We start from the raw sequence: 11,926 nt of genomic DNA on the forward strand, positions 1-11,926 counted from the left end.
ACAGCCTCCCTCACTTTTGGCTAGGGTCGCGTGCGCCGCGTCTGTGCGCCGGCTGCCCGGCAGCGGATTGGACGAGGGCGCAACGGGGACGCCATGGCCACATGTGATCAGGATGAAGGCTACGAGAAGCTGCTGACGGCGCAGCTGGCCCGCGTCATCGACTTCCTGAAATTCGCCGAGGCGAAGAACGGCGCCATGCTGGCCTTCTGTTCGGCCTGGCTGGTGGCGGTGTCCAAGGCCGTGACGGATGACCATACCCAGGCCTTTGTCATCATTCCGCTGCTGCTGACGGTGCCGCCGGTGCTGCTGGTGGCGGTGCTGACCTTGATCTCCTTCCTGCCGCGGCTGCCGTTCAGGGCGCGGCGGCCGGTGCCGGGGCGGCCCTGCGACCTGCTGTTCTTCGCCGATGTGCTTCATCTCAACGCGGCCGACTACAGCCTGCTGCTGCGCCAGCGCTACTACCCCGAGGAGGGGCGCTTCTGCCGGGACGAGTATTTCGATGATCTCGTGGCGCAGATCACCGCCAACAGCCGCATCGCCTATCACAAGTACCGGATGTTCAACCGGTCGGCCATGATCCTCATCGCCACCGTGGCCGTGGCCGTGTTCAGCGCGCTGGCGCTGCTGGCGCTGAAGCCGCCCTTCGCCGGCTGATCCTCCGCCGATGCCGGCTATCCCCCGGGCGGGTCCCCAGGCGGGTCAATAGACATCGCGGCGGTAACGCCCGGTCTCGGCCAGATCGGACAGCGTGTTGGCGCCCAAGGCCTCGGTCAGGGCCGCCTGCACCCCGGCGGCCATGCCCTGCAGGCTGCCGCAGACATAGAGGGCAGCACCGTCGGCCACCCAGGCGCGCAGCTCGGCCGCGGCCGGGCGCAGCCGGTCCTGGACATGGATCCGCTCGGCCTGGTCGCGGGAGAAGGCCAGGTCCAGCCGGCGCAGCAGTCCGCTGGCCTGCAAGCCCTCGATCTCGTCGCGGAACAGGAAATCATGGGCGCGGCTGCGCTCGCCATAGGCCAGCCAGACCGGTCCGGCACTGGCTGCCGCCGCCCGTGCCCGCCACTGGGCCCGCAGCCCGGCGATGCCGGTGCCATTGCCGATCAGGATCAGCGGCCGGCCGGCCTCGGGCGGGTGGAAGCCGCGATTCTCGCGCAGGCGCAGCGACACCGGCCCGTCCAGCGGGGCATGGCGGGTCAGCCAGCCCGAGCCGAGGCCCAGCCGCCCCGCGGCGTCCCGCATCTGCCGCACCACCAGCTCCAGCCGCCCATCCTGCGGCAGCGAGGCGATGGAATATTCCCGGTGCGGCAGCGGCACCAGCCTGTCGGCCAGATCGTCCGGGGCCGTGTCGGCCAGTGCGGCCCAGCCCGCCGCATCGGCGGGCAGGCGGCTGCGGGCCAGCAGGGCCGCCAGGGTCAGCGCCTCCTCCTCGGCCGTCAGCGGCAGATCGGCCGGCAGGCCCAGCCGGTCCAGGGCATCGGCCACGGCGTCGGGCGGGTTGCAGGGGCCGATCTCGGCGATGTCGCCGGCCGTCCAGTGCAGATCCTCCGCGTCGGCCGGGGGGCGCAGCCCGATGAGATGCACCGGCCCGCCGGCACTGCCGGGGTTCAGCAGATGGCGGCGCTCCAGCACCCAGGGGCGGTAGCGCGGGGCGGTCCAGTCGGCCATGGCCGCCTGACCGGTCAGCCGGCCCAATTGCTGCTGCCAGTGGCGCAGGGCGCCGGGGTCGCCGTCATCGACCTCCACCGCATCGAACAGGGGGGCGGCGCCCTGGTGGCGCAGCCAGGAATCGAGCCGCCGGCCGAAGGCGCAGAACCGGGCATAGCCGCTGTCCCCCAACGACAGCAGCCCGTAGGACAGGGAGTCCAGCGCCGGTCCCGCCGTCATCACCCGGCGCAGGAAGGCGCCGGCGCCATCGGGCGCATCGCCCTCGCCGGTGGTGCTGACCACGAACAGTGCCTGGCGGGCGGCGGCCAGCCGGGCGGCATCCACGGCCCCCAGCTCCAGCAGGCAGGCCGGGCGGCCGGCGGCGATCAGCGTTTCCGCCGTGCGCCGGGCCAGGGATTCGGCGAAGCCGGTCTGGCTGGCGAAGGCCACCAGCACGGCGGCGTCCGTGCTGGTGGGTCCCGCCGGCGGCGACAGGGCGAAGCGTCGGCGCTGGCGCCGGCGGTGCCGCCACAGGATCAGGGCGCAGAACAGGGCATAGGCCAGCAGCAGCAGACCGGCCAGCAGCAGCCGGTCGGGGGTCTGGGCCAGGATCACCGGCTTCTGCCCGGCGCACCCGGCCAGAAGCGGCAGGACCGCAAGGGGGGCCGCGGAGCGGGCCGCCGGCAGGGCGGCAGGGGAACGGCGGTGCATCACAAATCCAGAAGGGCGTTCAGGGCCGGGGTCGGCAGCTCGCTGAAGCCGGCCGGGCCGCGCAGCACGAACAGGGCGGCCAGATCCTGTTCCGCGGCCAGGGCAAGGCCGGCCTCGGGTCCCAGCACGGTCAGGGCGGTGGCCCAGGCGTCGGCCTGCATGCAGCTGGGATGCAGCACGCTGACGGCGGCCACGCGGTCCGGCACCGGCCGGCCGCTGCGCGGGTCGATGCTGTGGGACAGGCGCCGGCCGCTGCGCGACAGGACATGGCGGCGCGAATCGCCCGATGTGGCGACACACAGCCCGTGCAGGGCCACCAGCGTGTCCCCGCCATCGCCGGTGGGGCGGTCGGTGGGCTGTTCCAGCTGCACCCACCAGGGGGTGCCGTCCGGCTTCATGCCGGCGCCGCACAGCTCGCCGCCCACCTCGACCAGGAAGCTGACATAACCGGCCGCACGCAGCCGCGCGGCCACGCGGTCCACGGCGAAGCCCTTGGCGATGCCGGAGAAATCGAGATACAGCCCGCCGGGCTGCTGCACCCGGCCCGTTTCCGGCTCGATGCCGATGCGCTGCCAGCCGCAGCGGTCGAGGGTGGCGGCGATCCGGTCGGGCGGCGGTTCATCCGCCGGGGTGCCGCCGGGGCCGAAGCCCCAGAGATTGACCACCGGCCCGATGCTGGGGTCGAAGGCGCCGCCGCTGGCCCGGGCGATGGCCAGGGCGCAGTCCAGCACGGTGCGGAAACCCTCCGGCAGCGCATGCCAGCTGCCGGCCGGGGCGCGGTTGTAGCGGCTGAGGTCAGAATCCGGTTCCCAGCTGCTCATCTCGGCGATGACCTGGTCCAGCTCCGCCACGATGGCACGGCGCAGGGCGGCCAGATCCACCGGACCGGGCAGGGGCAGCTTCACCGACCAGCTGGTGCCCATGCTGCTTCCTTCCAGCAGGGCGATGCGGCTGGCCGGCGGCGGCCGTGTGTCGGGGGCGAGGTCGTGCGGAATGAGGACGCGCATGGACGGGAACCGCTGCAGGAAAATGGACGGGCCGGCCCCGGGGCGCGACCGACCCGTCCCGCCGCATCACTGCGGCAGCACTTCGAGCGTGGCGGTGTAGTTGGCCATGCGCTTGTTGGCCGGCTTCTGCACCGTCTTCTCGTCCTCGTAGCTGGCGCTGATCCAGTACATGCCGGCCTCCGGCCAGGTCACGCTGAAGCTGCCATCCTTGCCGGTCTTGACCTTGATGTCCTTGAGATCGTCGCGGTAGCGCTTGCCGCCGGGCACCACGGAGACCTCCATGTCACTGGCGGGCTTGCCGTCCAGCTGCAGCTTGAAGGTGGCGGCCTCGCCGGCGACCAGATCGTTGGGGTGGGTCACCGGCACCAGCTCCAGCCCCTTGCCGGTGGGCTTCAGCGCCGTGTCGCTGGGCTTGCCGGAGGTGACGAAGGTCTCCAGCCGGCGCTGGCTGTCGATGACCCGCAGGTTCTTGGCGTCGGCGGGGACCTCCTTGGCGAAGGTCTCGGCGGTGCCGCGCCAGCGCTTCATCTTGCCGTTCTCCTCATACATCGCCATCAGGCCGCTGCTGGCCAGGGCGATCTTGTAGGTGCCGGGCTTGTCCAGATGCAGGTCGAAGGTGGAGCGGTACTTGCCGGTGGCCGCATTCTCGGCCTTGGCCTCGCTGCCATCGGGGGCGGTGACGGTCAGACCGTCCAGGCGCAGGGGCACATGGTCGAAATAGAACAGGTCGTTGGACACGGCGGCGTCCACCGTCACCCAGGGATCGTCGCCCGACAGAACGGTGGCCGAGGGCAGCATCCAGGTGCGGTGGGCGGAGGCCGGCAGGGCGATGGCGGCGGTCAGCAGCAGGGCCAGGCCGGCGCGGGCAAACATCGTCTTCATGGTCGCGTTTCCGGTTGTTTGTTGCAAAGGATCAGGGGGTGACGTCCAGGGCGATGCGGCCCAGCTCCGCCTCGCCCTTGGCCGTTCCTTGGGCCGGCTTGGCCGCCGGCCATTCGAAGGGGATGCGCAGCAGTTCGCGCCCGCCCACTTCACGGGCGGCTTCCACCACCAGCACATAGGACCCCGGGTCCAGCTTGGGCACGCCGTTCTGGCCGGGGACGAAGGTGACGCGGTGTTCGCCCGGCGCCCTGGTCGGCCCGCTGACGCCGTCCACCGGCATGGTCAGGTCCCGGCCGATGCGGCGCCACCATTGCCGCATGTCCTTCAGCCATTTGGTCCCCTCATTGTCCCGCATCTTGACGTCGTACCAGACGGCCAGATTGGCGGCGACGCTCTGGTCCGGCCGCTCCACCCACAGGGCCACATAGGGGCGGTGGTATTCGGCGACGCTCAGCTGGGGGATCTCGACCGTGACCGCCATTTCGGCCGCCAGGGCCGGGCTGGCGATCAGGCCGGACAGGGTCACGGGAACCAGGACACGCATGGGGACCTCGTCAGTGGATGAACAGGATGGCCAGCAGCGCCGGCAGCACCAGCCCCAGCCCCACGGCGGGCCAGGTGGCCGGGCGGCCGGCGGCATGGAACTGCAGCAGCACCAGCCCGGTCAGGGTGAAGACCAGACAGGCGCCGGCGAAGATATCGATGAACCAGCTCCAGGCCGTGCCGGTGTTGCGGCCCTTGTGCAGGTCGTTGAGGTAGGAGATCCAGCCGCGGTCGGTCAGTTCATGGACGGCCTCGCCGCTTTCCAGATCAATGCCCAGCCAGGCGTCGCCGCCGGGGCGGGGCAGGGCCACATAGGCCTCGTCCGCCGACCATTCCACCGTCCGGCCGCGGACGGACACCGACAGGGTCCCGGCGATCCAGTCGGCCAGCGGCGCCGGCAACTCGGCCGGCTTGGCCTGGGCCGCCGCGGCCAGCACCGGGCGCAGCGCCTCGGGCAGGGCCGCCCTCTGCTCGCTGCGGGTCGGGGCCGCTTCGATCTGGTGGGCATGGTTCAGCGTGATGCCGGTGGCCGCGAACAGCAGCATGCCGATCAGGCACAGGGCCGAGCTGACCCAGTGCCACTGGTGGAGTTGCTTCAGCCAGAAGGCGCGGCGGGTCTGGTCGCGGGTGCTCTTCATCAGGTCGGGTCGAACGGAAAGGGCCTGCCACACCTGTGGCCGGCCTCGGAACGGCGCACACCAGACCATGAATGCGAATGACTCGCAACTTTATCTTTCGTCGGCGTGGCCATCACTTCTGCATGCAGGGTTTTCCCGTTTGGCGCGTAGGCTCCGGCGGCGGGGCCGGTTGCCAGGGAACGGTGCAGCCGCGGCGGTGAAAGGGAAGACCGGGATGACGGGCGTGCCTGCGACACGGACGATGCTGCTGGTCGGCGGCGGTCACACCCATGCGCTGCTGCTGCGGGCGCTGGCGCGGCAGCCGGAAGCCGGCCTGCGTCCGGTGCTGCTGGCCAGGGAGCTGCGGGCGGCCTATTCCGGCATGCTGCCGGGCTTTGTCGCCGGGCACTATGCCCGGGCGGCGCTGGAGATCGACCTGCCGCGGCTGGCGGCCTGCGCAGGCGCGGAGATCGTGGCCGGACAGGCCGTCGGCATCGACAGGACGGCGCGGCGCGTGCATCTGGCCGACGGCGGCAGCCTGGCCTACGACCTGCTGTCCATCGATGTGGGCATCGTGCCGGCCCTGGACGGGATCGACGGGGCGGCGGCCCATGCCCTGCCGGTGAAGCCGGTGTCCGCCTTCGCCGCCCGCTGGGAACAGGCACTGGCGGCCTTATCGCGGCCGGACGGGCCGCGGTCCTTTGCCGTGGTCGGGGCCGGTGTGGCCGGGCTGGAGCTGGCTTTCGCCCTGCGGCACCGGCTCGACACGATGGGACTGGCCGATGGCCGGGTGACGCTGGTGGCCGCCGGGCCGCTGCTGGCCGGCAGCAGCCGGCTGGCCCGCGCTCTGGCCCGCCGTGCCCTGGCCCACTCTGCCCTGCGGCCGGGTGCTGTGGACCTGGTGGAGGCCGATGCCGTCGCCGCCATCCTGCCCGGCCGGGTGCGGCTGCACAGCGGCCGGGACCTGGCCTGCGATCTGGCGCTGGTGACGACAGGCGCCCGGGCGCCGGACTGGTTCGCTGGCACCGGCCTGCCGCTGGACGGGCGCGGTTTCCTGGCGCTCAGGCCGACATTGCAGCTGCTGGATGACGACGACATCTTCGCCGCCGGCGACTGTGCCGCCGTGCTGGAGCATCCGCGGCCCAAGGCCGGCGTCTTCGCCGTGCGGCAGGCCGGACCGCTTCTGGACAATCTGCGCCGCCGCCATCGCGGCCAGCCCCTCCGCCCCTTCACCCCGCAGCGGCGCTATCTCATGCTGATGGCGCTGGGGGGCCGGCGGGCCATCGCCGCCTGGGGTCCGTTGGCCCTGGCCGGCGGCTGGGCCTGGACCTGGAAGGACCGGATCGACCGCGCCTTCATGGCCGGCTTCCACGACCTGCCGTCACCGATGGCGGCGCCGGACGGCGGGAACGGGACGGGATGACGCCTGTTGGTCCCGGCGGGACGGAACAGGGGAATGGACGCATGGGCAAGGAGACAGGGGAACTGCGTGGCGGTCCGGCACGGGACGGGGCCATGAGCGGGCATCTTCCCGGGGAACGGAAAGAGGACGAGGCCAAACGGGCGGAGGTGGAGGCGGCGCACAAGGCCAGGGCCGAGGCGGTGCAGACGCCCGATGCCGGCCCCCTGACTCCTGCCGCGCCTTTGCGCCGGCCGCCGGATTGATGCCGGCGCCGTGCCGATGCTCAGCCGCTCCGGGTCGGTGCCCCGACCGGGCGGCTCCGGCTCAGGCTCAGTGGATGGAGACCGGCTCCATGTCGTGCTGACGCACGGTGGCGACGGCTAGGTCGCGGTTCTTCAGCACGGTCAGCACGGTGCCGTCGGCGGCATGGATGGCGAAGGCCGGTTCGCCCTGCATCTCCACCGCCTTCACATAGGCGATGTCGTTGACGCCATAGGCGGCGAGATCCTGGCTGGACAGCTGACGGAGGAACTGGCTGGCGGTGGTCATGGCACGGAACTCCGGGCATGCGGGCGGCGGTGCCCCCGCATGGCTACTGTGACGGGAAAGACCTGAACAGATGGTAAAAGGCCTCAGCCAAGGGGATCGGGGCTTGCCTTGCCGGGCAGGGGCCGGTCCGGGGACAGGTCGATGGTCTGGGGACCCGGGGCGTCGGTGCCGCCCTGCGGCGTATCGATCTTGATGGTCCGGACCTTGGGTTCGGGCAGCGGCCGGCGCAGCTCCACATGCAGCAGACCGTTGTCCAGGCTGCATCCCAGCACCTCGATGCCCTCGGCCAGCACGAAGCTGCGCTGGAACTGGCGGGCGGCGATGCCGCGATGCAGATAGATGCGGGACTTGTCGTCGGTCTGCTTGCCGCGGATGACCAGCTGGTTGTCCTCCATCTGCACCTGCAGATCCTCGGCGGTGAAGCCGGCGACTGCCAGGGTGATGCGCAGCCGATCTTCGGCGACCTGCTCGATATTGTACGGGGGATAGCCTTCGTTGGCGCTCTTGGCGATGCGGTCGAGCGTGCGCTCGAACTGGTCGAAGCCAAGCAGGAACGGGCTGTTGAACAGCGACAGGCGGGTGGTCACGGCGCATCTCCTCGGCATGAGCGAGCTGGGACCGGCCCGGCACCGGCGCCGTCCCCAGGGTGTACATGGGTATTGCCTTGTTCCGATCAAGGCAAGCGCCGCGCCGTACCGCCCTGCTCCGCGGTCAGCCCTGGTCCGGGACAGGGGGCGGGCGTCTACTCGCCGGGGCCGGGACCCAGCGGCTCCCGCCCGCGGGTGGCCTGGGGCAGCAGTTCGACGATGGTCAGGCCCAGCCGGCCGTCCACCACCACCAGTTCGCCGCGGGCCACCATGCGGTCGTTGACGAACACGTCCACCGGCTCGCCCACCGCCCGTTCCAGATCGACGATCTCGCCGGGACCCAGGCGCAGCAGCTGGCTGATGCGCAACCGGCGCCGGCCCAGCCGGACCGAGACCTGCACGGGCACACCGAGCACGCTGCCCTTGTCGAATTCTTCGCCGGAGCTGGGTTCGGGCATGCTGGATGTCACGCAGAAGGGGACGGGGCGGGCCGGGGTCGCCCCCGGCTGCGGCCCACTATAGGGCAAGGAACCGGGGCGGGAAAGCGCGCCCGCCCCGGACAAAGTTGGGCAATCGATGTTGGGCAATCACTGCTGGGCAGTCACTGCTCGGCAGTCAGAGACCAACGGACCCCGGCCCCGCGCGCTGCCCGGATCAGGTCGTGCCGCCGCCCAGGGCCTGGTACAGCGTCACCTGGTTGGTCAGGCGGTTGAGATGCACCTGAGCGAAGGCCAGTTCGGCGCTGCGCCGCCGTTCCTGCGCGTCCAGCCAGGTGCGCAGCGGCACGGCACCGGCCCGGTAGCGCACGGCATAGAGCCGCTCGGCCGTGCGCGTGGCCTCCAGCGATGTCTGCTGCTGCTCGGCCTGGATGGCCAGCTGCTGCCGGGCCGACAGGGCGTTGTCCACATCGACCAGGGCCTGCTGCAGCGTCTGGCGGAAGGTCACCACCGCCCGCTCATAGTCGGCGCGGGAGATCGCGGTGTTCAGCCGCACCTTCTCCCAGTTCAGGAAAGGCAGGGTCAGGCCGGCGCCCAGGGTGCCCACCGGATTGGACAGCAGGTCCGACAGGCTGCTGCTGCTGCTGCCATAGCTGCCGGTCAGGCTCAGGGCGGGATAGTAGCTGGTGCGGGTGGCGTCCACATCGGCCAGGCTGCCGCGCAGGCGCAGTTCCGCTGCCCGCAGGTCGGGGCGGCGGCCCAGCAGGCTGGCCGGCAGGCCCGGCTCCACCGCCGGCAGCGGCGCCAGCGGCAGGGCCTGCGGCTCCGGCCCGTCGCTCCAGGGCTGGCCGCCCAGCAGCAGGGCGATGGAGGCGCGCGTCTCCACCCGCTGCTGGTCCAGCCGGCTCTGCGCCGCCAGCTGCGTGGCCAGGCTCTGCTCGGCCTCGTTGACCTCCAGCGCCGAGGCGGCGCCGGTGCGGTACTGGGTGCGCACCAGATCCAGGGTCTGGCGCGCATAGGCGATGCTCTGCTGGCCCGAGGCGATCTGCTGGTTGAGATAGGCCAGCTGCCAGTAAAGACCTGCCGTGGTGCCGATCAGCGTCAGTTCCGTTGCGTCCCGGTCCTGCTGCGTCGCTTCGGCTTCCCACTGGGCCGCATCGCGCAGGCTGCCCAGCCGGTTCCACAGATCGACCTCGTAGGAGACCGAGGCGGAGGCCGAATAGCTGTCGGTGGTGCGGCCATCGCGGCGCGTGGTGCTGGCATTGCCGCTGGCCCCCAGCTGCGGCACCAGATTCTCCTCGGCCAGACCCGCCTGCAACTGGGCCCGGCGCACCAGGATGGCGGCGGCGGCCAGATTGTTGTTGCGCTCCAGCACCTGCCCCACCAGCCGCTCCAGCCGCGGGTCGCCGAAGCTGCGCCACCAGGGACCGGAGGAGACCGGCCGCGCCTGCGACTCGGCGGCGGCGCCGGCCGCGGCGTGGCCGTACTGGTCCGGTATCGAAACGTCTGGCGTGCTGTAGGGCGTCGTGGTGTTGCACGCCGTCAGCAGCAGGGCGGCGCCCAGCGCCGCCAAAGAGGTAAGGCGCATCATTCCCGCACCAATGCGTCGACCGGATCCAGCTGCGCGGCACTGCGGGCCGGCAGGAACCCGAAGGCGATTCCGATCAGGGTGGAGCAGCCGAAAGCGGCCACGATGGAGGTCACGGAGTAGATCAGCTTGAAGCTGGCCCCGGCCATCTGGAAGGCGACACCGATACTGAGCGCCAGCAGCACGCCGATGATGCCGCCCAGCAGGCAGACCAGCACCGCCTCGATCAGGAACTGCTGCAGGATGTCGCTCTGGCGGGCACCGACAGCCATACGCACGCCGATCTCCTTGGTCCGCTCGGTCACCGACACCAGCATGATGTTCATCACGCCGATGCCGCCGACGATGAGGGAAATCACGGCAATGGCGGCGATCAGCAGTGTCAGTGTCGCCGTGGTCTGGGTGATGGTCTCGCGGATCTGGTCGGTGTTGATGATGAAGAAGTCCTTGGTCCCGTGCCGCTGGGTCAGGAACTTCGTCACCGCATCCTCGGCCACGTCCATGGGCGTGCTGTCGCTGACGCGGATGGTGATGCTGCGCAGCGTGTTCTTGCCCAGGATGCGCGACATCACCGTGGTGTAGGGCAGATAGACCGTCAGGGTCTCGCTGCTGCCGCCGAACCCGCCGGAGCGCTTCTCGGTGATGCCGATGACGCGGCAGGGCACGGCCCCCACCAGGATCACCTGGCCGATGGGGCTGCCGGGGAAGTCCTTGAACAGCGTGTTGCGCGTGTTGTCGTCGATGACCACGTCCTGGGACAGGCTGCGCACCCCGTCCTGGTCGAAGAAGCTGCCGGATGCCAGCGTGATGCCGCGCACGCGGAAATACTGCACGCCCACGCCGCTGACCTGACCCGTGGCCGCCACATTGCCGAAGCGCAGGGTCTGGCTGCTGTTCACGGTGGGGGTGACGCTGTCCACATAGGGCTGGCCGGTCAGGGCATCGGCGTCGCCCACCACCAGCGTGTTGACGGCGCCGGAGCGCAGGTCGCCGAAATCCTTGCCCGGCATGATCTCCAGCGTGTTGGTGCCGATGGAGCTGATATTGGCCAGCACCTGCCGGCGCGACCCCTCGCCCAGCGCCACCACTGACACCACCGAGGCGATGCCGATGATGATGCCCAGCATGGTCAGGAAGGTGCGCATGCGGTGCGCCGCCATGGCCAGCAGCGCCATGCGGAACGCCTCGCGGAAGCGGTCCAGCATGGCCTGCCAGTTGGCGCTTTCCGGTGTCGGCGCGGCGTCGCGGCGGGCGGTGCTGCGCACGCGCGATCCGGCGCCGGGGCGGTCGGCGATGACTTCGCCGTCGCTCAGCTCGATGATGCGGCCGGCATGTTCGGCCACGCTCATATCGTGGGTGACGATGATGACCGTGTGCCCGTCGGCGTGCAGCTCCTGCAGGATGCGCATCACCTCCTCGCCGCTCTGGCGGTCCAGCGCGCCGGTGGGCTCGTCGGCCAGCACCACGTCGCCGCCATTGATCAGGGCGCGGGCGATGGAGACACGCTGCTGCTGGCCGCCGGACAGCTGGCCCGGCTTGTGGTCGGTGCGGTCGGACAGGCCCAGGCGCGTCAGCAGGTCCAGGGCGCGGGCGCGGCGGGCGCCCCGCTCCTTGCCGGCATAGACGGAGGGCACCTCGACATTGCCGGTGGCATCCAGGTCGGGCAGCAGATGGTAGCGCTGGAAGATGAAGCCGAAATGCTCGCGGCGCAGCTGCGCCCGCTCGTCCGGACCCAGGCTGCCGGCCTCGCGGCCCATGATGCGGTAGCTGCCGGAGGTCGGCCGGTCCAGGCAGCCCAGGATGTTCATCAAGGTGGACTTGCCGGAACCGGAGGCGCCGACGATGGCCACCATCTCCCCGGCCTCGATGGTCAGGTCGATATCCTTCAGCACCGCCAGCGTTTCGCCGCCGGACTGGAATTCCCGGCGCAGCGCGCGCAGTTCGATCAGGGGAGCGCCCATG

13 protein-coding genes are annotated in these 11,926 nt (G+C 71.0%); 3 read left to right on the top strand and 10 right to left on the bottom strand.

The window, feature by feature from the left end; translation table 11 throughout:
* Nucleotides 1–93 precede the first annotated feature (93 nt).
* The gene (locus DK368_RS07085; RefSeq protein WP_114393238.1) at nt 94–654 is read left to right on the top strand and encodes a Pycsar system effector family protein; all 561 of its coding nucleotides are present in this window, start codon (nt 94–96) and stop codon (nt 652–654) included.
* Nucleotides 655–699: 45 nt separating this feature from the next.
* Here DK368_RS07085 and DK368_RS07090 read toward each other — a convergent pair whose 3' ends face one another.
* From DK368_RS07090 to DK368_RS07110, 5 genes are all read right to left on the bottom strand, one after another.
* Complete coding sequence (locus DK368_RS07090; protein WP_114393239.1) at nt 700–2,352, bottom strand: sulfite reductase subunit alpha; 1,653 nt, start codon at nt 2,350–2,352, stop codon at nt 700–702.
* Complete coding sequence (locus tag DK368_RS07095; RefSeq protein WP_114393240.1) at nt 2,352–3,359, bottom strand: FAD:protein FMN transferase; 1,008 nt, start codon at nt 3,357–3,359, stop codon at nt 2,352–2,354. The genes DK368_RS07090 and DK368_RS07095 overlap by 1 nt, the downstream gene beginning before the upstream one ends.
* Before the next feature lie 66 nt (nt 3,360–3,425).
* Complete coding sequence (locus DK368_RS07100; RefSeq protein ID WP_114393241.1) at nt 3,426–4,241, bottom strand: DUF4198 domain-containing protein; 816 nt, start codon at nt 4,239–4,241, stop codon at nt 3,426–3,428.
* A 31-nt stretch (nt 4,242–4,272) separates the two neighbouring features.
* Nucleotides 4,273–4,785: a DUF2271 domain-containing protein gene (locus DK368_RS07105; RefSeq protein WP_114393242.1), complete on the bottom strand. Its 513-nt coding sequence runs from the start codon at nt 4,783–4,785 to the stop codon at nt 4,273–4,275.
* A 10-nt stretch (nt 4,786–4,795) separates the two neighbouring features.
* Nucleotides 4,796–5,422, bottom strand: coding sequence for a PepSY-associated TM helix domain-containing protein (locus DK368_RS07110; RefSeq protein ID WP_114393444.1), 627 nt, complete (start codon nt 5,420–5,422; stop codon nt 4,796–4,798).
* Nucleotides 5,423–5,636: 214 nt separating this feature from the next.
* On the opposite strand from DK368_RS07110, the gene DK368_RS07115 reads away from it, so the two are divergent.
* The gene (locus tag DK368_RS07115; RefSeq protein ID WP_162305921.1) at nt 5,637–6,824 is read left to right on the top strand and encodes an FAD-dependent oxidoreductase; all 1,188 of its coding nucleotides are present in this window, start codon (nt 5,637–5,639) and stop codon (nt 6,822–6,824) included.
* A 41-nt stretch (nt 6,825–6,865) separates the two neighbouring features.
* Nucleotides 6,866–7,066 carry a hypothetical protein gene (locus DK368_RS07120; RefSeq protein ID WP_114393244.1) on the top strand — a complete coding sequence of 67 codons (201 nt, stop codon included), beginning with the start codon at nt 6,866–6,868 and terminating at the stop codon, nt 7,064–7,066.
* A gap of 67 nt (nt 7,067–7,133) precedes the next feature.
* On the opposite strand, the gene DK368_RS07125 is transcribed toward DK368_RS07120, so the two are convergent.
* The 5 genes from DK368_RS07125 to DK368_RS07145 form a co-directional block, all read right to left on the bottom strand.
* On the bottom strand, nt 7,134–7,352 hold the full coding sequence (locus DK368_RS07125) for a DUF1150 family protein (RefSeq protein WP_114393245.1): 219 nt from the start codon (nt 7,350–7,352) through the stop codon (nt 7,134–7,136).
* An 83-nt stretch (nt 7,353–7,435) separates the two neighbouring features.
* Complete coding sequence (locus DK368_RS07130; protein ID WP_114393246.1) at nt 7,436–7,939, bottom strand: Hsp20 family protein; 504 nt, start codon at nt 7,937–7,939, stop codon at nt 7,436–7,438.
* Nucleotides 7,940–8,094: 155 nt separating this feature from the next.
* Complete coding sequence (gene fliN, locus DK368_RS07135; protein WP_114393247.1) at nt 8,095–8,397, bottom strand: flagellar motor switch protein FliN; 303 nt, start codon at nt 8,395–8,397, stop codon at nt 8,095–8,097.
* A gap of 196 nt (nt 8,398–8,593) precedes the next feature.
* Nucleotides 8,594–9,967 carry an efflux transporter outer membrane subunit gene (locus tag DK368_RS07140; protein ID WP_114393248.1) on the bottom strand — a complete coding sequence of 458 codons (1,374 nt, stop codon included), beginning with the start codon at nt 9,965–9,967 and terminating at the stop codon, nt 8,594–8,596.
* Nucleotides 9,964–11,925 (bottom strand): MacB family efflux pump subunit, encoded by a 1,962-nt coding sequence (locus DK368_RS07145; protein WP_114393249.1) that lies wholly within the window; start codon nt 11,923–11,925, stop codon nt 9,964–9,966. The genes DK368_RS07140 and DK368_RS07145 overlap by 4 nt, the downstream gene beginning before the upstream one ends.
* Nucleotide 11,926: the final 1 nt, after the last annotated feature.

This window comes from Oleisolibacter albus, from assembly GCF_003336875.1.
GTDB classification, from domain to species: domain Bacteria; phylum Pseudomonadota; class Alphaproteobacteria; order Azospirillales; family Azospirillaceae; genus Niveispirillum; species Niveispirillum album.